Consider the following 21,471-nt stretch of genomic DNA (forward strand, 5'->3'; position numbering starts at 1 on the left):
CTCAGCCGCCGCGCGGGGTGCGCATCAGCACCAGTTCCTCGGCGGCGGTCGGGTGCACCGCCAGCGTCCGGTCCAGGTCGGCCTTGGTGGCCCCCAGGGTGATGGCGATGGCCAGGGCCTGGATGATCTCGCCGGAATCGGCGCCGATCAGGTGGGCGCCGAGCACGGTGTCCGAATCGGCGTCCACCACCAGTTTCATGTAGGCGCGTTCGGCGCGGCCGGCCAGGGTGTGCTTCATGGGGCGGAAGTCGGCCTCGAACACGGTGACCGCGTGCCCGGCGGCGGTGGCCGCCGCCTCGCTCAGGCCGATGGTGCCGATGGGCGGCTGGCTGAACACCGCGGTGGCGATCAGTCGATGGTCGATCACGCGCGGTGTGTCGCCGAACACCGATTCGGCGAAGGCGCGGCCCTCGGCGATGGCCACCGGGGTGAGGGCGGCACGGCCGGTGACATCGCCCACGGCGTAGATGTGCGCCACCGAGGTGCGCGAGTCCGCGCTCACCACAATGGCGCCGGTGCGCGCATCGACCTCCACCCCAGCGGCCTCCAGCCCCAGCCCGGCGGTGTTGGGATGCCGCCCCAGGGCGTTGAGCACCGCGTCGGCCTCGACCGTGCGCCCGTCCTTGGCATGGCAGCGGATGCCGTTGGGGGTGCGTTCGATCTTCTCCGGTTCGAACCCGTGCGCCAGGGTGATGCCCCGGTCCGCCATGGCGGTGGCCAGGCGGGTGCGGATGTCGGTGTCGAAGCCGCGCAGGGGCAGATCGGCGCGGTAGGCCATGGTGACCTCGGTGCCGAAGCCGGCGAAGATGCCGGCGAACTCCACTGCGATGTAGCCGGCGCCGAGCACCAGCAGGCGGCGCGGCTGCTCTTGCAGATCGAGCAGCTGGTTGGAGTCGATGGCCAGCTCGAGCCCGTCGATGGGCGGATGGCTGGGCGCGCCGCCGGTGGCGATGAGGATGTGCCGCGCGCTGACCCGGCGATCGCCCACCGCCACGGTGTGCGCATCGACGAGGGTGGCCCGGCCTTCGAGCAGGGTGACGCCGGCGTTGGCGATCATGGTCCGGTAGATGCCCTCGAGGCGCGCGGTCTCGGCGTTCTTGGCCTGCACCAGGCGGGTGAGGTCGAAGTCGGGCGGCACCACCGTCCACCCGTAGCCGGCCGCGTCGGCGAAGGCGTCGGCGAACTGGGCCGCGTACATCATCAGCTTCTTGGGCACGCAGCCCCGGATGACGCAGGTGCCGCCGACCCGGTCGCCCTCGCAGATGGCCACCTTGGCGCCCAGGGCCGCGGCGCGGCGGCTGGCGGCCACGCCGCCGGAGCCGGCGCCGATGGTGACGAGGTCGTAGTCGTAGCTGCGCATGACGGTCTCCACGTGTCGGAATGTGGACGAGTGTAGCAGTCGCCGCGTGGCGGGGTGCGCGGCGGCGCGCGGGCGGTTACCATGGCGCGGTTTGCCCCATTTTCCAGCCGAGGACATCCGCATGGCCGCCGCCAGCCTGCTTGCCCTGATCGACGATATCGCCACCCTGCTCGACGACGTGTCGGTGCTCACCAAGGTGGCCGCCAAGAAGACCGCGGGTGTGCTCGGCGACGACCTGGCGGTCAACGCCGAGCAGGTCACCGGGGTGCGCGCCGACCGCGAACTGCCCGTGGTGTGGGCGGTGTTCAAGGGCTCGCTCCGCAACAAGGCCATCCTCGTGCCGGCGGCGCTGGCGGTCAGCGCGGTGGCGCCGTGGATCATCCTGCCCCTGCTCATGCTCGGCGGCGCCTTCCTGTGCTTCGAGGGCTTCGAGAAGCTGCTGCACGCCTTCACCCACCGCGACCAGAAGCAGGCGCACCGGGCGCAACTCGTCAAGGCGGTGGCGGACCCGAAGGTCGACCTGATCGCCTTCGAGCGCAGGAAGATCCGCGGTGCGATCCGCACCGACTTCATCCTCTCGGGGGAGATCATCGTGATCACGCTCGGGGTGGTGGCCGAGGCCGACTTCGTCACCCGGCTGGTGGTGCTCGCCGGGGTGGCGGTACTCATGACCGCCGGCGTGTATGGCGTGGTGGCCGCCATCGTCAAGCTCGACGACCTGGGCCTGTGGCTGCGCACCCAGTCCGGCGCCATGACCCGACGCATCGGCGCCGCGATCGTGATGGCCGCGCCGTGGCTGATGCGTACCCTGTCGGTGCTCGGCACGGCGGCCATGTTCCTCGTCGGCGGCGGCATCGTCGCCCATGCCGTGCCGGTGCTCCATCACGGCGTGGATCACCTCGCCGCGCAGGCCGGCGGCCTGTGGGTGGCGGTGCTGCCGGTGGTGCTCAACGCCCTCGGCGGCATCGTCCTCGGTGCCCTGGCGGTGGCGCTGGTGAGCCTGGGGCGCACGCTCTTCTCGCGTTTCGCCGCGGCGGACTGAGGCGGCCTCAGAAGCGCGGTACGGGCAACCCCGGGCAGGTCGCCTGGGGCGTGGGCGTGCGCACGTAGCGCAGCCAGTCGATGGGGCCGAGATTGTGGGTGAGCCGCGCACAGGTGGCGGTCACCACCGCGGCCGGATCCACCGGATGGCGTGACCATTCCCCACCGGTGAACAGCCGCAGCCACGGGCCGTCGAAGCCCAGCGCGAACACCGCGGACGGGGCCTGGATGCGCGATTGCTCGACACCGTCGTCGGTGCGCCAGAGGCGTGCCGTGCGGTCCGAACTGCCCGTGGCCACGCGGGTGCCGTCCGCCGAGAAGGCGATCGCCAGGACGGGGCCGCGATGCGGGAGATAGCGCGTCACCTGGCCGGTCTCGAGCGACCACAGGCGCCCCATGTGATCGGAGCTGGCGCTGGCGAGCAGCGCCCGGGTGGGATGGAAGGCGAGGGCGCGCACATCGTGGCGGTGTGCGAAGCGGTGCCGTTCGCGGCCATCCGCGACCTGCCACACCCGCGCGCTGGCGTCGGAGCCGCCGGTGGCCACGAGGCGCCCGTCGGCGCTGAAGGCATGGGCGAAGATGAAGGGCGCATGGGCCTGCTGCCAGCGCACCGTGCCGGTGGCCCAGGCCCACAGCCGCACCTGGCCGTCGCGGCTGCCGGTCAGCAGCAGCGTGCCGTCCGGGCTGAAGCCGACGGTGTCGCTCGGCGCGCCGATCGTGAGGGTGCGCAGCAGGCGGCCGTCCGGCAGATGGCGCAGGCTGACGCGGCCGTCGAATTGCGACACCGCCAGCACCGACCGGTCCGGGCTGAGGGCGAAGGTGACGACCCCCTCGGGCACCGCGAAGGTGACCGTGGGCGCGGCGTCGCCCTGGGCGCGCAGCTGCCAGCGATGCGCGCCGAGCGGTTCGAGCAGATCGGCGGCGCCGGGGGCCACCCGGATGGCGTCCACATTGGCCTGCACGGCGACCGCGCGGCGCGGGCCATCGACCACCTCACGTTCGAACAGTCCGGGCGCCCAGAGCTTGACCGCGCCGTCGCGCCCGGCGCTCAGCATGCGGCCGGCCCCGTCGGGCCAGTCGATGGCGGTGATGAAGTCGGCGTGGCTGAAACGCAGCTGTTCGCTGCCGTCGGCAATGCGCCACAGGCGCGCGGTGGCATCGTTGCTGCCGCTGAGCAGCAGGCGGCTGTCGGCGCTGAAGGCGAGGTGATGCACCGGGCTGCCGTGACGCATCTGGCGGATGCGCTCGAGCCGGCGCGCATCGTAGATCACCACCGAGCCATCGCCCACGCCCAGCGCGATCAGGCGCCCGTCGGGCGAGAAGCGCGCCCGGTGCACGTTGGTCAGCTCCCCCAGGCGCTTGACCAGGCGTGCGTCGGGCAGATGCCACACATAGGCGGCGGCGTCGGCGGCCGCCAGCAGGGTGTCGCCCGCCGGTGAAAAGTCGATGTCCGCGACCGGCTGGCGCCCCTTGAGCGCGGCGAGCGAGCGGGCGCTATCCGCGGTCAGCGCCCAGAGGCGCAGGTGTTTGGCGCCGCTGGCGGCGAGGAAGCGGCCGTCGTCGCTGAAGCGCAGCCGCTCCACCGGTGCGTCGAGGCTGTCGGACGGGGCCGGCGGCGGCGCCGAGGCGTCGGTCGCGTGGAAGCGGATATGGCCATCGCGCTGGCCCAGGGCGACGATGCGCCCGTCCGCCGAGCAGGTCACGGCGGTCGCGTCCTCGAGGGCCTCGGGTGGGCTGCGGGCGTCCCGCCAGTAGCGTACCTGATCGGCGTCGGTGCGGGCGACGAAGGCGCCGGCCGCGCCGCAGCGGATCACCGAGCGGATCTGGGCCGGCAGGGTGACGATGGTGGCTGGCGCGGTGCCGTCGGCGCGCTGCAGGTGCAGCCGGTCGGCCTCGGCATAGACGACCATACGCCCACCGTCGATCAGCTGCGCGGCGCGGATACGCTGCCCCGGATGCGACCAGCGCGCGAGCTGTCGGGGCAGCAGCCGCAGTGCCTGCCGCAGGGGCACGTCGTTGCCCAGGGCGGGGCGGCGCTTCCACGATTCGATGGCGAGCAGGGCGCTGGTTTCGATGAGTGCGGCCTGCTCGCTGGCCACCAGCGAGGCGTCCGAGCCCAGCTGCCGCGCCACTGCCTCCTCGCGGGCGGCATCGGCGCGCCGCTCGGCCAGCACCGCCCACAGGCTCAGGGCCGCGAGGCTGACGAGGCCGACCAGGGCGCCGGCCAGGGCCAGGCGCAGGCGGGTGCGCGCCGCCTGCTGGCTGGCCTGGATGAAGGCGAGCTGCACGTCCGCCGGCGCCGGGGATTTCTGCGCGCTCTCGGTCAGCCACGCCTCGGCCTGCTTGAGCGCCTGGCCCTTGAGCAGGCGGCTGCGCTCGCGCCCGGCGTCCTGCCAGGCCAGCGCGGGGCGCATCAGCGCGGTGTGGCGCTTGAGCCAGTCCAGGTCGGTATCCAGCGCCGCTTCCAGTCGTGCCAGGCCCGCGTCCGCGTCGTCGCCGGCGCGCAGGAAGATCCAGTTCAGGCGCGCCAGCGCGGGGGGGGCCTCGGCGGGCGCCACGTCCTCGATCACCACCGGCACGAGGCGTTTGTCGAGGCCGGCGGCGATGTCCAGTTCCTGGCGGCACACGGTCGAGGCCAGCGCCGCCGGGCTCATCATGAACACGAAGGCGTCGGCCTCGCGGATGCCGGTCTCGATCTGCGCCATCCACTCCGCGCTGGGAGGGATGCCCTCCCAGTCCACCCACAGCTCGCGGCCGCGCGCCGCCAGCGCCTCGCACCAGCGGCGCACGGCGGCCTGGTTCGTGCGCGCGTAGGAGACGAAGACGCGGGCGGTCTCGGAGGTCTCCGCCGCGGTGTCCGGCGGGGGGGCGGCGTCGGGCGAGGGGGATGACATGGTTCAGTCTAGACCGGCGCCGGCGCGGCCGGTGGCGTATCCTTGCGCCTTTTCCCGCACCGTCGTCACGCCATGCCCGAGCTGTCCCTGTCCGTCGTTGCCGGCCTCGCGCTGGTCGCCTTCCTGGGTGGCTTCATCAGCTCCATCGCCGGGGCCGGCGGCATGCTGGTGCTGCCCTGCCTGTTGTGGGCCGGGGTGCCGCCGGTGCTGGCGCTGGGCACCAACAAGACCCAGAGCGTGTTCGGCACCCTCTCCTCGGCCGTCAACTACTTCCGCCAGGGCCACCTCGACCTGGCGCCGCTGCGTGCGACGCTGGCGTGGGCCTTCGTCGGCGCCATCGGCGGAACGCTGCTGGTGCAGTCGCTCGACAAGGCCTTTCTGGAGACCCTGCTGCCGTGGATCCTGATCGTGCTGGCGGCCTACTTCGCGTTGTCGCCACGGATCTCCGACCGCGATACCCCGGCGCGCCTGTCCGCGCGCGCCTTCGCGCCGCTGGTGGGCGGCGGGCTCGGCGTGTATGGCGGCTTCTTCGGCCCGGGCATGGGCTCGTTCTCGGCGGCGGCCTTCGCGGCGCTGCGGGGCGACAACATGCGCCGCGCCACCGCCAGCACCAAACCGGTGGTGCTGGTGACCAACGTCACTTCCATGATCCTGTTCATTGCCGGCGGCCACGTCGTCTGGCCCCTGGTCGCCGCCATGGCGGTGGCGCAGATCGTCGGCGCGCGGCTGGGCTCGAACCTGGTGATCCGTCGCGGCGCGGCGCTGGTGCGCCCGGTGATCGTGGTCGTCACCGTGGCCATCGCGGTGCGCCTGATGCTGCGTTAGGCCGGCTTGCGCCACACGCTCGCCAGCCACGGTTGCTCGTGGCGCGGCCTGCCCGGCGGCCGGTAGTAGTGTTCGACCTCGGTGAAACCGGCGGCCGACACCAGGGCGTGCCAGGTGGGCCAGTCGTAGTAGCAGCCGTAGCGCGTGCCGTTGAGCCCTTCCTGGTTGTCGCCGCGGGGATTGGAACAGAACAGCACCCCGCGCGGGCGCAGCGTGGCATGGACCGCACGCAGCAGCGCCGGCAGGCGGTCGCGCGGGGTGTGGAACAGGGCGGCATTGGCGAACACGCCGTCGAAGTGATCCGGCGGCAGCTCGAGGGCGATGAAGTTCTGGTGCCACACCTCGCAGCCGGTGTCGCTGCGCGCCATGTCGACGAAGGCCCGGGCGCCGTCGAGGCCGACCGCCTCGTGCCCCAGGTCGCGGAAGGTGCGCAGATCGCGCCCGGGGCCACAGCCCAGGTCGAGGATGCGGTAGGGCGGTACGCCGTCGATGGCGCGCAGCAAGGCGTCCACGTTCTGGCTGACATCGTGATCCGCCGTCCCTTCGCGATAGGGTTCGGCGTGCGCCTCGTAATGGGACAGGGTGGCGCGGGCGAGGGTGTCGTCGTCGGGCCGTGAAGGCATGGTGCAGCAATTCCGCGGAAGTGATTTGCGTTTCATGATGCCACGGCAACGGCAAACCCTTTCCATCGCCGGCCACCCGTTGCTATTGTGCAGCCATGGCGAGCATTTTCATCAGCTACCGGCGCGACGACAGCGCAGGCTACGCGGGGCGGCTCGAAGACGATCTGAACGAGCGCTTCGGCGACGCGCACGTGTTTCGCGACCGCGAGATCCCGGCCGGCGTGGATTTCGCCGATCACCTGAACCGGCGCCTCGATGGCGCTGACGCGGTGCTGGTGGTGATCGGGCGCGACTGGCTGGATGCGACCGATGCGTCCGGCGTCCGTCGCCTCGACCATCCTGCCGACTGGGTGCGACGGGAAATCGAACGCGCGCTGGCGCTCGAACGGCTCGTGGTGCCGGTGCTGGTGGACGGGGCGCACATGCCGTGGCCGGATCAGTTGCCCGACGACATTGCCCCCCTGGCCGGCCGCCAGGCCGTGACCCTGAGCGATGCGCACTGGCGCGAGGGTGTCGACGCGCTGACCGATCAGCTCGCCCGGCAGCTGCCCGAGCTGGCGGCAGCCCGACGCTTGCGGCCGCCGAGCAGCGCTCAGGCGGTCAGCGACCTGGTCCGCGATCAGCTCGAACGCATGGGGCGCAGTTCGCCGCGTCGCGACGGCCTGGGCCTGGCGATGGGGCGCTGGGCCGCCGGGCGGCTGGGCAAGCTGTTCTCCACCGTGGTGATGTTCGTCGTGGTCTACCTGTTCATCCGCGCGCTGGGTGGGGCGACGGCCAATCAGCTCCTCGACCGGGTGATCGACACCACGGTCCTGCAGGCCCGGAACATCCTCTACTAGGCGGCGCGTTCAGTCGCCACCCGGGCCGCGCCGTTCGATATCCTCCACCACCACCGACAGCGCCTGGGTGGAGATCACCACCTCCCCCAGCGACAGCAGCAACGAGACCGCCAGGGTCACGATGGACAGGCCGAACAGGCCGTTGCCCAGCGGGCTGCGCCCGGCGTAGATCGCCAGCATCGACAGTGCACACAGCAGGAAGCTCACCACCCCGAAGCTCTGCATGTACTTGATCAGGCCGATGCGCCGCTTGAGCCCGGGGATCTGGCGCGCCACCAGCACCGGGTTGCCATGATCCGCGGCCAGCTGGCGGATGAGCTGCGCCAGGGTCAGGAAGCGGTTGGTGTAGGCCAGCAGCAGCAGGGAGATGGCGGGAAACAGCAGCGCGGGGGTGGTGATGTCCATGGGGCGGTCGGTCGGCGTCGGTGACGGCGCCATTATCCCATGGGCGGCTCGGCCTCCGGCAGGCGGTCGAGGCGGGCCAGGTCCGGAAACCAGCGCATCCACAGCACCACCACCAGCAGGGTGCCGACACCGCCGAGCACGATCGCCGGTACCGCGCCGAACCAGGCCGCGGTCACCCCCGATTCGAATTCGCCGAGCTGGTTGGACGCACCGATGAACAGCGAATTGACCGCGCCCACCCGGCCGCGCATCGCGTCCGGCGTGGCCAGCTGGATGTAGGCGCCGCGGAACACCATGCTCACCATGTCGGCGGCGCCCAGCACCGCCAGTGCGCCCATGGACAGCCACAGCTGCGACGACAGCCCGAACACGATGGTCGCTACCCCGAACAGGGCGACGGCGCCGAACATGCGCGGCCCGACCCGGCCGCTCAGGGGATGATGGGCGAGCCACACGGACATCGCGAGCGCGCCCAGCGCGGGCGCCGAGCGCAGCAGGCCCAGCCCCCATGGGCCGGTGTGCAGCACCTCGCTGGCGATGATGGGCAGCAGCGCGGTGGCGCCGCCGAGCAGCACCGCCATCATGTCCAGCGAGATCGCGCCGAGTACCGCGCGCTGGTCGCGGATGAAGCGCAGCCCCAGCACGAAGGTGTGCCAGCCGGACGCTCCGCGCTGGCCGAACACCTGCGCGCGCACCGGCGTGGCCCGGGTGAGCAGCACGCTCGCGGTCACCACCAGGGCGGTGGCGATGGCGTAGACCACCTGCGCCCCGGCCACGTAGATGAAGCCGGCCAGCGCCGGGGCGACGATGGTGGACACCTGATGCGCCGAGGCGCCCATGGCCACCGCCCGGGCCAGCAGCGGGGTGGGCACGAGCAGCGGCACGAAGGCCTGGGTGGTGGGCATCTCGAAGGTGCGGGCGGTGCCGGAGAGCACCATGAGGGCGTAGATGAGCGGCAGCGAAATCCAGCCGCTGGCAGTGGCCAGGGTCAGCGCCGCCAGGCACAGGGCCTGGGCCAGCTGGGCCGAGGCGATGAGGCGACGGCGATCGAGGCGGTCCGCCAGGTTGCCCGCCAGGGGCATGAACACCAGCTTGGGCAGGAACAGGAGCAGGCCGACCAGGCCGAGGGCGAAGGCGCTGCGGGTCAGGTCCCACACCTGCCAGGCCACCGCCACCGCGAGCATCTGGTTGGCACTGGTGCTGCAGATGCGCCCGAGCCAGAAGTGGATGTAGCCGCGATGGGCGAAGAGGCGATCGTCGCGCGGCGGCATCGCTCACACCTTGTGGGTGGACAGCAGGATGCTGGTTTCGGTGCTGGCGATGCCCTCGATGTTGCGGATGCGCCCGAGCGCCCGGTCGAAAGCCTCGAGGGTGTCGGCACGCAGCTCGGCCATGAAGTCCCAGCGCCCATTGGTCGAATGCAGGGTGGCGATGGCCGGCTCGCCGCGCAGGGCGCGCAGCACCGCCGCGGAGGTGTTGCCCTCGACCGCGATGCCCATCCAGGCGCGGATGCGGTGTGCTTCCGCCTCGGGCCGCAGGCGCACCGTGTAGCCGCTGATCACGCCGCTGGCTTCGAGCCGGCGCAGGCGATTGACGACCGTGCCGCGCGCCACGCGCAGACGCCGGGCCAGGTCCGTGACCGGCAGGCGGGCATCGTCGCGCAGCAGGGCGATGAGCTGCCGGTCGGTATCGTCCAGTGTGGTCAATGTGTCTTCCATGGTTTTCATTTTGAACAAATTATGGCGAAAAGTGTGCAATGCGTTGGCTTTATGTTGAACGACGCACCGCACATACTGAAGTATTGATGCCCCCCGAGAGAAGGACGCCACCATGGCCGACCCATCCGATACCGCGCCCCACATCCTGCTGGTCGATCCCGCCCACTTCGATGTGCACTACACCATCAATCCGTGGATGCAGCCGCAACGCTGGCATGCCGAGGCCGGCGCGCTGGGGCGCCGTGCGCGCGCCGGATTCGATGCGCTGGTCGACACCCTGGAGCGCATCGGCTGTCGCGTCAGCGTGATGCCCGGCGCGCCGGGCCTGCCGGACATGGTCTTTCCCGCCAATGCGGCGGTGGTGCTCGACGGGCGCGCGCTGCTGGCGCGCTTCCGCCATGCCGAGCGTCAGGGCGAGGAAGCGCACTTTGCCGAGCTGTTCGAGCGGCTGCGCGCCGACGGGCTCCTGCGCGAGGTGGGGCGGTTGCCCCCCGGCTGCGTGCAGGAGGGCGCGGGCGACTGCATCTGGGATGCCACCCGCGGCCAGTTCTGGGCCGGCTGGGGGCCACGCAGTTCGCGGATCGCCGCCGACCGGCTGGCCGCTTTCTTCGGCCAGCCGGTGGTGCCCCTGGAACTGGTGACAGATCGCGCCTACCACCTGGATGTGTGCTTCGCCCCGCTCTGCGGCGGCGAGGTGTTGTGGTATCCGCCCGCCCTGTCGATGGAATCGCGGGCCCGGGTGATCGCCCAGGTCGGCGCCGACCGGCTCATCGCCGCCAACGAGGACGAGCTGGCGCGCTTCAACGTGAACGCGGTGAACGTGGGCCGCGACATCGTCATGAGCCCGTGCGCACCGCGCCTGCGCACCCTGCTCGAGGGGCGCGGCTACCGGGTGCACGAGGTGGACGTGACGCCGTTCATGCTCGCCGGCGGCGGCGCCTTCTGCATGACCCTGCGGCTCGACCGCCAAAGCCCGGCCGCGGCCGGCATCGCCCCCGCTTCACAGGAGAAACACCATGGTCCCGATCATTGACGTGCCCCACATGCAGGCCTGGCTGCGCCGCCGCGGCGTGGCCACGGTCATCGAGGAGCTGGCCGCGACCATCCGCGAGGACTTCCTGCGCTGGCCGCAGTTCGACAAGACCGCGCGGGTCGCGAGCCATTCGCCCGAGGGCGTGATCGAGCTGATGCCGACGGCCGACGGCGTGCGCTACGGCTTCAAGTTCGTGAATGGCCATCCGGGCAACGGCCGCGCCGGCAAGCTCACGGTCACCGCCTTCGGGGTGCTCGCCGACGTGGCCACCGGCTACCCGGTGCTGCTCGCCGAGATGACCCTCGCCACCGCCCTGCGCACCGCCGCCACCTCGGCGCTGGCGGCGCGGGCGCTGTCGCGGCCCGGCGCGCGCACCATGGCCCTGATCGGCAACGGCGCGCAGAGCGAGTTCCAGACCCTGGCCTTCCATCGCCTCGTCGGTATCCGCCAGATCCGTGCCTTCGACGTCGACCCGTCCGCCACCGCGCGCCTGCGTCGCAATCTCGCCGACGTGCCCGGGCTGGACATCGTTGCCGCCGGCTCGGTGGACGAGGCGGTGGATGGGGCCGACATCGTCACCACCGCCACTGCGGACAAACGCCGGGCACAGATCGTTCAGGATGGTCACATCCGGCCCGGGATGCACGTGAACGCGATCGGTGGCGATTGCCCCGGCAAGACCGAACTGGCCGCGGCGGTGCTGCGCCGCGCCCGGGTGTTCGTCGAGTACGCGCCGCAGACCCGGGTGGAAGGGGACATCCAGCAACTGGGGGCGGATTTTCCGGTGACCGAGCTGTGGGAGGTGCTGAGCGATCCGGCACGCGGACGCTCCACGGACGACGAGGTCACGGTGTTCGATTCGGTCGGCTTCGCGCTCGAGGACTTCGCCACCCTGCGCTACCTGCAGCGTCAGGTGGAGCGCTCCGGGCTGGGGTTCGGCGTGCGCCTGATTCCGGAGCTGGATGATCCGCGCAACCTGTATTCGCTCGTCGCCCCCGGGGCGGCGGAGGCGGCTCGGCGCGCAGCATGAAAACGCCCCGCGACCGGTGCGGTCGTGGGGCGTTCCTGGGGCGGCCGGTTGCCCGGCGGGGCGAATCAGGCGACCGTCTTGGCCGCCTTCGCCGTGGCCTTGAGCGCCGCATCCGAGGCCTTGACCAGATTGGCTTCGGTCAGGCTCACGCTTTCGCGGGCCACCTTGGCGGCTTCGTCGATAGCCTTGCTGGTGGCGTTCATGGCCGTCTTCACCGCGGCGGCCATGGCCTCGCCGCCCACCGGGGTGGCGCTGGCGAATTTCTCGAGTGCCAAATCCAGATCCTTGCTGGCGGCGTCGTACTTGGCGTTCATCACTTCACCCATGGACTCGCCCAGGTCGGAGGCGATGCCGTAGCAGCCACGCACGTAGCTGATCCCGCTGGCCAGGGCCGGTTCCACCATGCCGGCGGACAGGGCGGCCAGTTCCTTCGGATCCTTCACGGCGCTGAAGCTGGTCAGCGCCTTGAAGCCGTCGGTGATGGCGCTGCGGCTGGTGTCGAAGGACAGGCCGGAGAAGCGCTCGAGGGTTTCGAACTGCATGCCGACGAGGGTGCTCAGGGTGTCGAGGGCTTCGGCGCCGGAGGCGCTGATCTTGGCGGGGGTCATCATGGTCAATCTCCTGAAATATCAAGGCAATAAGGCTTTCGCTACATCACTGCAGGGTGCATTTGATGCAGTGCACAATTTCATTCTAGCCAAGAATCCGGCGGTGTAAAGAACTTTTTTGTGCATTGCACAATATTTATCCGGCGAACGCATCGGAGGGCAGCCTGGGTAAGCGCGCGTAAAAGCCGATGAGCCCGACTTGTTCGGCGCATGCGAGGCTGATAGCCTCAGTCGATCGAATCCGACCTGAGGTGAACATGAAACCGGTGCTTCGGCTCCTGGCGGGCCTGCTGGCGCTCGTGGTGGTGGTGGTGGTGGGGCTGGCGGCGTATTTCTCGCTGATCTTCGACCCCAACGATTACCGGGACCGGCTCGTCGAGCTGGTCAAGACGCAGACCGGGCGCACCCTGACGCTGAGCGGTCCCATCGAGTTGTCGCTGTTTCCGTGGCTGGGCTTCTCGGTCGGCGCGGCCGAGCTGGGCAATGCCAAGGGTTTCTCCGACCGACCCTTCGCCTCCCTGGCCTCGGCCGAAGCGCGGGTCAAGCTCCTGCCCCTGCTCACCAGCACCGTCGCCATCGACCGGGTGCGCATCACCGGCCTGCAGCTGAGCCTCGAGCGTCGCGCCGATGGCCAGACCAACTGGGCGGACCTCGGCCGCAACGCCGCCACGGACGAGGTGCCCGTGAAGGGCAAGGCTCCCGGTACCGATGCCGGCTCTCCGGGCGCGCAGCTGTCGGTGGGCGGCATCGACGTCTCCGACGCCGTGGTCCGCTGGAGTGATGCCAAGGCGGGTAAGGACTTCATGTTCTCCGACGTGGATGTCTCCACCGGGCGGATCGCGCCGGGCGAGGCCTTCGACTTCAAGGGCGGCTTCGGCTTCTCGATCGCCACGCCGGCGGCCAACGGCCGTCTCGACTTTTCCGGGACGGCCACCCTCGATACCGCCAAGGCCCAGTACGCGGTCGATGGCCTGCGCCTGACGCTCGCCGCCGAAGGGGCGGGGCTGCCGGAGGGCAAGCTCAGTGTCGGCCTGCTGGCGGATGTGCGCTCGGATCTGAATGCCGGCACCCTCAGCCTCACCGGGCTCAACGCCAAGACCCTGGACATGCTGATGACCGGACAGGTGGCGGTGACCGGCCTCAAGAATCATCCGGCCTACGAAGGCCAGCTGAGCATCGACGGCCTCAATCCGCGCGTGGTCATGAAGGCCCTGGGCATGACGCCGCCGGTGACCGCCAACGCCGAGCGCCTCAAGCGCGCCAGCTTCAAGGCGCGGGTTTCCGGCACCGACAAGGCCGTGGCCTTCGAGGACATGGCCGCGTCGCTGGACGACAGCAAGCTGACGGGGCGCGTCGCGGTCGAGGATTTTGCGCGTAAGGCCTTGCGCTTCGACGTGAGTGTGGATGCGCTGGATGTGGACAGCTACCTGCCGCCGGCGACCGTGTCCCCGGGGCCGGAGCCGGATGCGCGCAGTGGCGAGGGAGAACCGGCGAAGGCCACCCAGCCGCTCGACCTGCGTGGGCAGGACGTGGCCGGCCGCTTGCGTGTGGGCACGCTCAAGGTCAGTGGCCTGACGCTCACCTCCGTCGATACCCAGATCAAGCTCGCCAACGGGCGCCTGAGCCTGGCGCCCAAGGCGTCGCTGTATGACGGCCGACTGGATATGGACACCACGCTCACGGCGCGCGGCGAGCGCGAGCAGCTCGCCGTGTCGGGCGGCCTCAACGACGTGCGCCTGGATCCGTTGCTGCGCGACCTGACCGGCAAGCCGGAGCGTCTCAGCGGTGTGGGCACGGTCGGGCTCAAGCTGGCCGGGCAGGGGCTGGGGGCGGAGGCGCTCAAGCGCACCCTGGCGGGTACGGTGTCGCTCAAGGTGCGCGACGGTGCGGTCAAGGGCGTCAATATCGCCCAGTTCCTGCGCGAGGCGCAGGCGCGCCTCGAAGGTGCCGCCGCGGCGACGACCCAGGGCGTTCAGCAGACCGATTTCTCCGACCTGACGGCAACGGTCAATCTGGGCGACGGCGTGGCCCGCAACACCGACCTGAACCTGCGTTCGCCCCTGCTGCGCGTCAATGGAGAAGGCAGTGCCAACCTGGTCAAGGAACGCATCGACTACCTCGTGAAGGCCTCGGTGGTCGGCACCCTGACCGGCCAGGGGGGCAAGACCCTGGATCAGGTGCGCGGCGTCACGGTGCCGGTGCGCGTGGGCGGCACCTTCGCTCAGCCGACCTATCAGCTCGATGTGGAGGCGCTGCTGGCCGAGGCGGCCAAGGGCAAGCTGGACGAGCAGAAGGCGAAGCTCAAGGAGCGGGTGAAGGAGGAGCGTGAAAAGGCCAAGGGGCAACTCAAGGACGAACTGCGCAAGGGCCTCGAGGGCTTGTTCAAGTAGGCCGTTGGCGGCGCCCGGACTATTAAACTTTGTGGGAAGGGTGCTGGCACCGGTGCACAGACTCGGGACTTCGTGCTAGCGTTGCGCCGATGACCGCCGGATATTCGGCGCGCTCTTCACACCCAGACAATCATAGATCCGGAGGTTCAGACATGAGCGATTACGTGGCAGACGTGAAGAAGTATGCATCCAGTGTCGACGAGGCCGTCGTCGACGCCATCGTCAAGTATTGCGGTATCGCCCTGCGCAACAAGGATTCGTCCCTGGTGTCCGCGTCCGACAAGGCCGAGCTGGATCGGGTGCGCGACGGATTTGCGAAGAAGAAGCTGGAATTGGCCCCCGAGGCCGCCGAGGCCGGTATCGCCAAGGTCTGCGAGACCCTCAAGGGGGTCAACCAGAAGGGCCGTGTGACCTTCTACTACCTGCTGGCCGAAGCCACCGGCACCCTCGACAAGCTGCGCTGAGCGCGTCGTGTCGCATGAAAAAGCCCCGGCAAGCCGGGGCTTTTTTTCGTCAGAGGATCACGGTGATTTCCTCTCGGCGTTCAAGCTCCGCACCGAACTCGACGGCCTCGATGCGCAAGGCATCGGTGCTGGCGACCATACCGAGCGGGCGGCGGTTCTCGTCGATGACGGGGACATGGCGGAAGCCACCTTCGTACATCATGTGCAGGGCATGGCCGAGCGGATGATCCGGCCCGATGGCGACCGGATTGTGGGTCATCACCTCGGCCACCGGGGTGGTGTCGGGGTCGCGGTCGGCGGCCAGGACACCGAAGGTGGCGTCGTGCTCGGTGAAGATGCCGGTCAGGACACCATGTTCGGTGATCATCACGGCGTTGGCGTTGCGCTGTGCCATCAGGTGCACCACGTCGCGGACGCTGGCGTCCGCACTGGCGACAACCCGGCTTTCCGGGTGGAGGATGTGTTGAATCGGGCGTGTTGGCATGCGTGTCTCCTCGTGTCGCCCTCTCGATCGGGGCGGTTGGGATGGGGCCGCCCGGTCCGGGCGGTCACGAAAGTTCAAGCGTAGATCATGCCAGCGGGTATGTTCTGTAAGGCTTTGAAAAACAAGGCGCCCGGGTTGCGGTGCAACACGGGCGCCGGTTGATTTCGCGCCGTTCTGGTGCAAAGCGCCCACCAAGTTGGCGCGCGTTCGCGGGCGGCGAGCCTCAGCCGATCATTCCCGCGCCGACCGTATTGTTGGTCGACTCGTCGATGATGATGAAGGCGCCGGTGGCGCGGTTGGCGCGGTAGGGGTCGGCGAAGATCGGTTGGGCGAGCTTGAGGCTGACGCGGGCGATGTCGTTCATCTCCAGCGTGGTGGCCTCGCCTTTTTCCAGGGTGTTCACATCGAGTCGGTATTCGATGCGGGCGACCTTGGCCTTGACCTCGCGGGTGGTGTGGCGCACGAGGTAGGTGCGCGCCGGGCTCAGCGGCGTTTCCGACAGCCAGCACACGGTGGCCTCGATCTGCTTGAGCGGTTCGCGCGCTTCGGCCGACTTGACGATCATGTCGCCACGGGAGGTGTCGATCTCGTCCTCGAGCAGCAGGGTCACCGATTGCTCGTGGATGGCCTTGTCGATGGGCTGGCCGCCGATCTCGATGCGCTTGACCCGGCTGCGCTTGCCCGAGGGCAGGGTGGTGACCTCGTCGCCCACGGCGATTTCGCCGGATTCGACCCGGCCCATGAAGCCGCGATAGTCGTGCAGCTCCGGATTGGCCGAGTCGCGCGGGCGGCACACGTACTGGACCGGGAAGCGGAAGTCCTCGGCCTTTTCGGTGTGGGCGGCGGGTGCCGCTTCGAGGATCTCCATCATGGTCGGGCCGTCGTACCAGTTCAGGCGCTCGCCACGCTCGACCACCATGTCGCCGTTGAGGGCCGACAGCGGAATGAAGCGCACGTCGGCGATGCCGACCTTGGCGGCGAAGGCCAGGTAGTCGGCCTTGATCGCTTCGTAGGTGGCCTGGTCGTAGTCGACCAGGTCCATCTTGTTGATGGCGACCACCAGGTGCGGGATGCCGACCAGGTGGGCCAGGGTCGAGTGACGGCGGGTCTGGGTGAGCATGCCCTTGCGCGCGTCCACCAGGATGATGGCCAGGTTGGCGGTGGAGGCGGCGGTGACCATGTTGCGGGTGTACTGCTCATGGCCCGGCGCGTCGGCGATGATGTACTTGCGCGTGCCGGTGGAGAAGTAGCGGTAGGCCACGTCGATGGTGATGCCCTGCTCGCGCTCGGCCTGCAGGCCGTCGGTGAGCAGGGACAGGTCCACGGCGCTCAGGCCGCGCTTGGTCGAGGTGGCTTCGATGGCGTTGAGCGTATCGGCGAGGATGGTCTTGCTGTCGAACAGCAGACGGCCGATGAGGGTGCTCTTGCCGTCGTCGACGCTGCCGCAGGTCAGAAAGCGCAGCAGGCCGTTGTCGATTTCGGGCAGGTGTTCCAGGGCGGACATGGTTTTTCCGTAATTCGTGATTCGTGATGAGTGATTCGGAATTGGTAATTCGTGATCCGGAGGAGCCCGGCGCTGGCGACCGGTCCAATGACCCATCACCAACAACCAATCACCGACTTCTAGAAATAGCCTTCCTTCTTGCGCTGCTCCATGGACGCTTCGGAGGTCTGGTCGTCCATGCGGGTGGCGCCGCGTTCGGTGATCGTGGTGGTGGCGGTCTCGGCGAGGATCTTCTCGACCGTGTCGGCATCGGAGGCGACCGGCGCGGTGCAGCTGATGTCGCCGACGGTGCGGAAGCGCACCATCACGTCCTCGACCGTGTCTTCCGGCCGGGCCGGGGTCAGGTCGGTCACCGGCATGAGCAGATCGCCCTTGCGCACCACCGGGCGGGTGTGGGCGAAGTAGATGGAGGGCAGTTCGAGCTGTTCGCGCTGGATGTATTGCCACACGTCCAGCTCGGTCCAGTTGCTGATCGGGAAGGCGCGGATGTTCTCGCCCTGGTGGGTGCGGGCGTTGTAGAGGTTCCACAGCTCGGGGCGCTGGTTCTTGGGGTCCCACTGGCCGAACTCGTCGCGGAAGCTCATGATCCGCTCCTTGGCGCGGGCCTTCTCCTCGTCGCGACGGGCGCCGCCGATGCAGCAGTCGAAGCCGAACTCCTCGATGGCTTCGAGCAGGGTCACCGACTGGTGCTTGTTGCGCGACTCGTTCTCGTGCTTGAGCACAATGGTGCCGCGGGCCATGGAGTCTTCCAGCGAGCGCACGATGAGGCGCTCGCCCAGCTCGGCCGCGCGCTTGTCGCGGAAGGCGATCACTTCCGGGTAGTTGTGGCCGGTGTCGATGTGCATCAGCGGGAACGGGAACCGCCCCGGGCGGAAGGCCTTTTCGGCGATGCGCAGCATGCACACCGAGTCCTTGCCGCCGGAGAACAGCAGCACCGGATTGGCACACTGGCCGGCCACTTCGCGCATGATGTGGATGGCCTCGGCCTCGAGCCAGTCGAGGTGGGTCAGGGTCTGTTTGGTGAGAGTGGACATCTTCGCTTCAACGACTCAATAAGGGAATTCAGGTGCGCAGCGCGCGCAGGGCCGCGGCGATGCCGGCGCGCAGCGCGACCGCGTAGCGGGCGATGAGCTGGCCCAGGGTGGGCGGCAGGGTTCGACTGTGGGGCATGGGGGCTCCTCTCGATGCGTGTGGCCGCGTCAGGACTGCTTGACGTGCAGGCCGCATTCCTTGGAGGCGGGGTCTTCCCACCACCAGCGGCCGGCGCGGATGTCCTCGCCGATGGCCACGGCGCGGGTACAGGGGGCGCAGCCGATGCTCGGGTAGAACTGCTCGTGCAGGGCGCTGTAGGGCACGTCATTGACGCGGATGTAGGCCCACACCTCGGCCTCGGACCAGTCCGATAGCGGATTGAGTTTCTCCAGGCCGTTGCCTTCGTCGAATTCGCGCGTCGGCAGGCCGGTGCGGGTGGTGGACTGAGCGGCGCGCAGACCGGTGATCCACGCCTTCTTGCCGGCCAGTGCGCGCTGCAGCGGCTCGACCTTGCGAATGCGGCAGCACGCCTTGCGCAGCTCCACCGAGTGGTAGAAGGCGTTGATGCCCTCGCCGCGCACATAGGCCTCGACGGCCGTAGCGTCCGGGAAGAACACCTTGAGCCGGGTGTCGTAATGCTGCTCGACCTGGCCCATCAGATCGTAGGTCTCGACCGGCAGGCGGCCGGTGTCGAGGGAAAAGATCTCGATGGGCAGCCGGTGCTTGAGGATCAGGTCGGTCAGGACCATGTCCTCGGCGCCGAGGCTGTTGGCGAAGGTGATGGCGCCTTCGGCGCCCAGCTCGGCCACGATCTCCGTGAGCTGGCGCACCACGGCCTCGGCCTTGTGGGCGACGCTGGCGAGCAGGGCATCGGTCAGCTCGGGATGGATGGCCGGGTTCCTGGGGGCCTGGCGCAGGGGGAGGGCGGTGACGGAGGAAGCGACGCCGGGCCGCCCCACGTCGCTTCCGGCCCCCTCGGGGGGCAGGGAACCCGACTGCGGGTGAGCGTGGGGGCTGTTCTGGCTCATGCTGCCCTCCGTTGGCGGCGGAACAGGGGCGAGGCAATGGTGACCGACGCCTGGTAGGGCTCGGAAAACACGGTCAGGCTGTTCAGCGCGTCTTCGAGTTGCGCGTCGGTGTAGCGGTCTGCGTCCGGCTGCAGGGCATCGAAGCCGCAGCGGCCCAGATAGTCGAACTGGTCGCGCAGCACGTCGCCGATGGCGCGCAGCTCGCCAGTGTGGCCGTGGCGGCTGCGCAGCAGGGTGGCGATGGAGTAGCCGCGCCCGTCGGAGAATTTGGGGAAACGCACGGCGACCAGCGGCAGCTGCGCCAGGAAGGGGGCGACATCGGCCGGTTCGTCGTCGCCGTCGAGCCACACGGCCACGTCGCTGCGCTGTTGCAGTGCCGGCTGGGCCAGGAACACCGACAGGGGAACGATCCACTGCCCCTCGCCGACGGTCACGGTTTCCGCGCGCTGGTCTTCGGCCAGGGTCAGGACCTGCCAGGCGTCGTCCACGATCGCCTGATTCTTGATGAGCTTAGCCATTGGCGACTTTCCTTTCCGTCTGCTGTTCGCCGTACACGCGGGCCTTGAACGGGTCGAGACCGATGCGATGCACGGTGTCGACGAAGCGTTCGCCCTCGTGGCGGTGGTCGATATAGGTGTCGATCAGGGCCTCGATCACGTCGGGTACGTCGGCGGCCGCGAAGGAGCGGCCGATGACCTTGCCGATGCCGGCGTCGTTGCCCTGACGCCCGCCGATGGTGATCTGGTACCACTCCTCGCCGTTCTTATCGACGCCGAGAATGCCGATGTGGCCCACGTGGTGGTGTCCACAGGCGTTCATGCAGCCGGAGATGTTCAGCTCCAGCTCGCCGATGTCGTGCAGGTAGTCCAGATCGTCGAAGCGGCGCTGCACCGACTCGGCGATGGGGATGGACTTGGCATTGGCCAGGTTGCAGAAATCGCCCCCGGGGCAGCAGATCATGTCGGTGAGCAGGCCGAAGTTCGGCGTCGCCAGCGCGGCCTCGCGCAGCTGCTCCCACAGTTCGAACAGCTCGGCGCGCTTCACGTCCGCGAATACCAGGTTCTGCTCGTGGGTGACGCGCACTTCGCCGAAGCTGTAGCGGTCCGCCCAGGCGGCGACCAGGTCGAGCTGCTCGGCGGTGATGTCGCCCGGCGGCACCCCGGTCTTCTTGAGTGAGACCACGACGCTGGCGTAGCCGGCGCGCTTGTGGCCGCGCACGTTGCGCTCGACCCACTTGGCAAACGGCTTGCTCTCGGCGCGGGCGCGCTCGAAGCCGGCGTCGGTCGCCGGCAGGGATTCGTACTGCGGGTCGACGAAACAGGCCGCGATGCGCGCCACTTCGTCGGTGCTGAGGGTGGACGGGCCATCCTTCAGATGCGCCCACTCGGCCTCGACCTGCTCGCGGAAGGCGTCGATGCCCAGCGCCTTGACGAGGATCTTGATACGCGCCTTGAACTTGTTGTCGCGGCGGCCGAAGCGGTTGTAGACGCGCAGGATCGCCTCCAGGTAGCTCAGCAGGTGCGGCCAGGGCACGAAGTCGCTGATCTGCTCGCCCACCATCGGGGTGCGGCCCAGGCCGCCGCCCACGAAGATCCGGAATCCGGTCTCGCCGGCCGCGTTGTGGCGCACTTCCAGGCCGATGTCGTGACAGCGGATCACGGCGCGATCTTCCTCGGCGCCATTGACGGCCATCTTGAACTTGCGCGGCAGGTAGGCGAACTCGGGGTGGAAGGTGCTCCACTGGCGGATCAGTTCGCACCACGGACGCGGGTCGATCAGCTCGTCGCCGGCCACGCCCGCGAAGGGGTCGGAGGTGGTGTTGCGGATGCAGTTGCCGGAGGTCTGGATGGCGTGGATCTGCACCGAGGCCAGCTTGCCCAGGATCTCGGGCACGTCTTCGAGCTTGGGCCAGTTGTACTGGATGTTCTGGCGCGTGGAGAAGTGCGCGTAGCCCTTGTCGTAGGTGCGTGCGATGTGGGCGAACATGCGCACCTGGTCGGAACGCAGGTTGCCGTAGGGGATGGCGATGCGCAGCATGGGCGCGTGCTTCTGCACGTACAGGCCGTTCTGCAGGCGCAGCGGCAGGAATTCGTCCTCGCTCAGTTCGCCGGCCAGGTATCGGCGGGTCTGGTCGGCAAACTGCTTGACGCGTTCATCGACCAGTTGTTGATCGTATTCGTCGTAGCGATACAT

20 protein-coding genes are annotated in these 21,471 nt (G+C 69.3%); 7 read left to right on the plus strand and 13 right to left on the minus strand.

The window, feature by feature from the left end:
- Position 1: 1 nt before the first annotated feature.
- Positions 2-1,360, minus strand: a complete 1,359-nt coding sequence (gene gorA / locus G3580_RS03040; RefSeq protein ID WP_173763860.1) for a glutathione-disulfide reductase — start codon at positions 1,358-1,360, stop codon at positions 2-4.
- A gap of 121 nt (positions 1,361-1,481) precedes the next feature.
- Between gorA and G3580_RS03045 the strand changes: the two genes are divergently transcribed.
- Entirely contained in the window at positions 1,482-2,402 is a 921-nt protein-coding gene (locus tag G3580_RS03045; protein ID WP_173763861.1) for a DUF808 domain-containing protein, read from the plus strand.
- Between the two features lie 7 nt (positions 2,403-2,409).
- On the opposite strand, the gene G3580_RS03050 is transcribed toward G3580_RS03045, so the two are convergent.
- A complete protein-coding gene (locus tag G3580_RS03050) occupies positions 2,410-5,295 on the minus strand; it encodes a TIR domain-containing protein (RefSeq protein ID WP_173763862.1) in 2,886 nt (961 codons plus the stop codon).
- Positions 5,296-5,367: 72 nt separating this feature from the next.
- Here G3580_RS03050 and G3580_RS03055 point away from each other — a divergent pair, with 72 nt between their 5' ends.
- Entirely contained in the window at positions 5,368-6,120 is a 753-nt protein-coding gene (locus tag G3580_RS03055) for a TSUP family transporter (protein WP_173763863.1), read from the plus strand.
- On the opposite strand, the gene G3580_RS03060 is transcribed toward G3580_RS03055, so the two are convergent.
- On the minus strand, positions 6,117-6,743 hold the full coding sequence (locus G3580_RS03060; protein ID WP_173763864.1) for a class I SAM-dependent methyltransferase: 627 nt from the start codon (positions 6,741-6,743) through the stop codon (positions 6,117-6,119). The genes G3580_RS03055 and G3580_RS03060 overlap by 4 nt on opposite strands.
- A gap of 95 nt (positions 6,744-6,838) precedes the next feature.
- On the opposite strand from G3580_RS03060, the gene G3580_RS03065 reads away from it, so the two are divergent.
- Entirely contained in the window at positions 6,839-7,582 is a 744-nt protein-coding gene (locus G3580_RS03065) for a toll/interleukin-1 receptor domain-containing protein (RefSeq protein WP_173763865.1), read from the plus strand.
- Positions 7,583-7,591: 9 nt separating this feature from the next.
- Here the strand turns inward: G3580_RS03065 and G3580_RS03070 are convergent, their stop codons facing one another.
- The 3 genes from G3580_RS03070 to G3580_RS03080 are packed head-to-tail and all read right to left on the minus strand — an operon-like array spanning position 7,592 to position 9,705.
- Positions 7,592-7,987, minus strand: a complete 396-nt coding sequence (locus G3580_RS03070; RefSeq protein ID WP_173763866.1) for a DUF2721 domain-containing protein — start codon at positions 7,985-7,987, stop codon at positions 7,592-7,594.
- A 32-nt stretch (positions 7,988-8,019) separates the two neighbouring features.
- Positions 8,020-9,258: an MFS transporter gene (locus G3580_RS03075; RefSeq protein ID WP_173763867.1), complete on the minus strand. Its 1,239-nt coding sequence runs from the start codon at positions 9,256-9,258 to the stop codon at positions 8,020-8,022.
- A gap of 3 nt (positions 9,259-9,261) precedes the next feature.
- The gene (locus G3580_RS03080; protein ID WP_228720753.1) at positions 9,262-9,705 is read right to left on the minus strand and encodes an Lrp/AsnC family transcriptional regulator; all 444 of its coding nucleotides are present in this window, start codon (positions 9,703-9,705) and stop codon (positions 9,262-9,264) included.
- A 112-nt stretch (positions 9,706-9,817) separates the two neighbouring features.
- On the opposite strand from G3580_RS03080, the gene G3580_RS03085 reads away from it, so the two are divergent.
- On the plus strand, positions 9,818-10,738 hold the full coding sequence (locus tag G3580_RS03085) for a dimethylarginine dimethylaminohydrolase family protein (RefSeq protein ID WP_173763868.1): 921 nt from the start codon (positions 9,818-9,820) through the stop codon (positions 10,736-10,738).
- Complete coding sequence (locus tag G3580_RS03090) at positions 10,722-11,768, plus strand: ornithine cyclodeaminase (RefSeq protein ID WP_173763869.1); 1,047 nt, start codon at positions 10,722-10,724, stop codon at positions 11,766-11,768. Before G3580_RS03085 ends, G3580_RS03090 begins: the two co-directional genes overlap by 17 nt.
- 65 nt (positions 11,769-11,833) lie before the next feature.
- On the opposite strand, the gene G3580_RS03095 is transcribed toward G3580_RS03090, so the two are convergent.
- A complete protein-coding gene (locus tag G3580_RS03095; RefSeq protein ID WP_173763870.1) occupies positions 11,834-12,379 on the minus strand; it encodes a phasin family protein in 546 nt (181 codons plus the stop codon).
- Positions 12,380-12,633: 254 nt separating this feature from the next.
- Here G3580_RS03095 and G3580_RS03100 point away from each other — a divergent pair, with 254 nt between their 5' ends.
- Positions 12,634-14,766, plus strand: coding sequence for an AsmA family protein (locus tag G3580_RS03100; protein ID WP_173763871.1), 2,133 nt, complete (start codon positions 12,634-12,636; stop codon positions 14,764-14,766).
- A gap of 152 nt (positions 14,767-14,918) precedes the next feature.
- Positions 14,919-15,230 (plus strand): DUF2853 family protein, encoded by a 312-nt coding sequence (locus G3580_RS03105; protein ID WP_173763872.1) that lies wholly within the window; start codon positions 14,919-14,921, stop codon positions 15,228-15,230.
- Between the two features lie 49 nt (positions 15,231-15,279).
- Here G3580_RS03105 and G3580_RS03110 read toward each other — a convergent pair whose 3' ends face one another.
- The 6 genes from G3580_RS03110 to G3580_RS03135 all read right to left on the minus strand — a co-directional run bounded on the left by G3580_RS03110 (position 15,280) and on the right by G3580_RS03135 (position 21,471).
- Entirely contained in the window at positions 15,280-15,714 is a 435-nt protein-coding gene (locus tag G3580_RS03110) for a CBS domain-containing protein (protein WP_173763873.1), read from the minus strand.
- A gap of 223 nt (positions 15,715-15,937) precedes the next feature.
- The gene (gene cysN / locus G3580_RS03115; RefSeq protein WP_173763874.1) at positions 15,938-17,218 is read right to left on the minus strand and encodes a sulfate adenylyltransferase subunit CysN; all 1,281 of its coding nucleotides are present in this window, start codon (positions 17,216-17,218) and stop codon (positions 15,938-15,940) included.
- Between the two features lie 119 nt (positions 17,219-17,337).
- A complete protein-coding gene (gene cysD / locus G3580_RS03120; protein WP_173763875.1) occupies positions 17,338-18,252 on the minus strand; it encodes a sulfate adenylyltransferase subunit CysD in 915 nt (304 codons plus the stop codon).
- 165 nt (positions 18,253-18,417) lie between these two features.
- On the minus strand, positions 18,418-19,278 hold the full coding sequence (locus tag G3580_RS03125; protein WP_173763876.1) for a phosphoadenylyl-sulfate reductase: 861 nt from the start codon (positions 19,276-19,278) through the stop codon (positions 18,418-18,420).
- Positions 19,275-19,796, minus strand: a complete 522-nt coding sequence (locus tag G3580_RS03130; protein ID WP_173763877.1) for a DUF934 domain-containing protein — start codon at positions 19,794-19,796, stop codon at positions 19,275-19,277. The genes G3580_RS03125 and G3580_RS03130 overlap by 4 nt, the downstream gene beginning before the upstream one ends.
- Positions 19,789-21,471 carry a nitrite/sulfite reductase gene (locus tag G3580_RS03135; RefSeq protein WP_173763878.1) on the minus strand — a complete coding sequence of 561 codons (1,683 nt, stop codon included), beginning with the start codon at positions 21,469-21,471 and terminating at the stop codon, positions 19,789-19,791. The genes G3580_RS03130 and G3580_RS03135 overlap by 8 nt, the downstream gene beginning before the upstream one ends.

The sequence above is a fragment of the Nitrogeniibacter mangrovi genome, assembly GCF_010983895.1.
Taxonomy (GTDB): Bacteria; Pseudomonadota; Gammaproteobacteria; order Burkholderiales; family Rhodocyclaceae; genus Nitrogeniibacter; species Nitrogeniibacter mangrovi.

What these genes read in the sequence shown, in the direction of transcription:
- gorA (WP_173763860.1), bottom strand. Translation starts at nt 1,360, where the DNA reads ATGCGCAGCTACGACTACGACCTCGTCACCATCGGCGCCGGCTCCGGC.
- G3580_RS03045 (WP_173763861.1), top strand. Translation starts at nt 1,482, where the DNA reads ATGGCCGCCGCCAGCCTGCTTGCCCTGATCGACGATATCGCCACCCTG.
- G3580_RS03050 (WP_173763862.1), bottom strand. Translation starts at nt 5,295, where the DNA reads ATGTCATCCCCCTCGCCCGACGCCGCCCCCCCGCCGGACACCGCGGCG.
- G3580_RS03055 (WP_173763863.1), top strand. Translation starts at nt 5,368, where the DNA reads ATGCCCGAGCTGTCCCTGTCCGTCGTTGCCGGCCTCGCGCTGGTCGCC.
- G3580_RS03060 (WP_173763864.1), bottom strand. Translation starts at nt 6,743, where the DNA reads ATGCCTTCACGGCCCGACGACGACACCCTCGCCCGCGCCACCCTGTCC.
- G3580_RS03065 (WP_173763865.1), top strand. Translation starts at nt 6,839, where the DNA reads ATGGCGAGCATTTTCATCAGCTACCGGCGCGACGACAGCGCAGGCTAC.
- G3580_RS03070 (WP_173763866.1), bottom strand. Translation starts at nt 7,987, where the DNA reads ATGGACATCACCACCCCCGCGCTGCTGTTTCCCGCCATCTCCCTGCTG.
- G3580_RS03075 (WP_173763867.1), bottom strand. Translation starts at nt 9,258, where the DNA reads ATGCCGCCGCGCGACGATCGCCTCTTCGCCCATCGCGGCTACATCCAC.
- G3580_RS03080 (WP_228720753.1), bottom strand. Translation starts at nt 9,705, where the DNA reads ATGGAAGACACATTGACCACACTGGACGATACCGACCGGCAGCTCATC.
- G3580_RS03085 (WP_173763868.1), top strand. Translation starts at nt 9,818, where the DNA reads ATGGCCGACCCATCCGATACCGCGCCCCACATCCTGCTGGTCGATCCC.
- G3580_RS03090 (WP_173763869.1), top strand. Translation starts at nt 10,722, where the DNA reads ATGGTCCCGATCATTGACGTGCCCCACATGCAGGCCTGGCTGCGCCGC.
- G3580_RS03095 (WP_173763870.1), bottom strand. Translation starts at nt 12,379, where the DNA reads ATGATGACCCCCGCCAAGATCAGCGCCTCCGGCGCCGAAGCCCTCGAC.
- G3580_RS03100 (WP_173763871.1), top strand. Translation starts at nt 12,634, where the DNA reads ATGAAACCGGTGCTTCGGCTCCTGGCGGGCCTGCTGGCGCTCGTGGTG.
- G3580_RS03105 (WP_173763872.1), top strand. Translation starts at nt 14,919, where the DNA reads ATGAGCGATTACGTGGCAGACGTGAAGAAGTATGCATCCAGTGTCGAC.
- G3580_RS03110 (WP_173763873.1), bottom strand. Translation starts at nt 15,714, where the DNA reads ATGCCAACACGCCCGATTCAACACATCCTCCACCCGGAAAGCCGGGTT.
- cysN (WP_173763874.1), bottom strand. Translation starts at nt 17,218, where the DNA reads ATGTCCGCCCTGGAACACCTGCCCGAAATCGACAACGGCCTGCTGCGC.
- cysD (WP_173763875.1), bottom strand. Translation starts at nt 18,252, where the DNA reads ATGTCCACTCTCACCAAACAGACCCTGACCCACCTCGACTGGCTCGAG.
- G3580_RS03125 (WP_173763876.1), bottom strand. Translation starts at nt 19,278, where the DNA reads ATGAGCCAGAACAGCCCCCACGCTCACCCGCAGTCGGGTTCCCTGCCC.
- G3580_RS03130 (WP_173763877.1), bottom strand. Translation starts at nt 19,796, where the DNA reads ATGGCTAAGCTCATCAAGAATCAGGCGATCGTGGACGACGCCTGGCAG.
- G3580_RS03135 (WP_173763878.1), bottom strand. Translation starts at nt 21,471, where the DNA reads ATGTATCGCTACGACGAATACGATCAACAACTGGTCGATGAACGCGTC.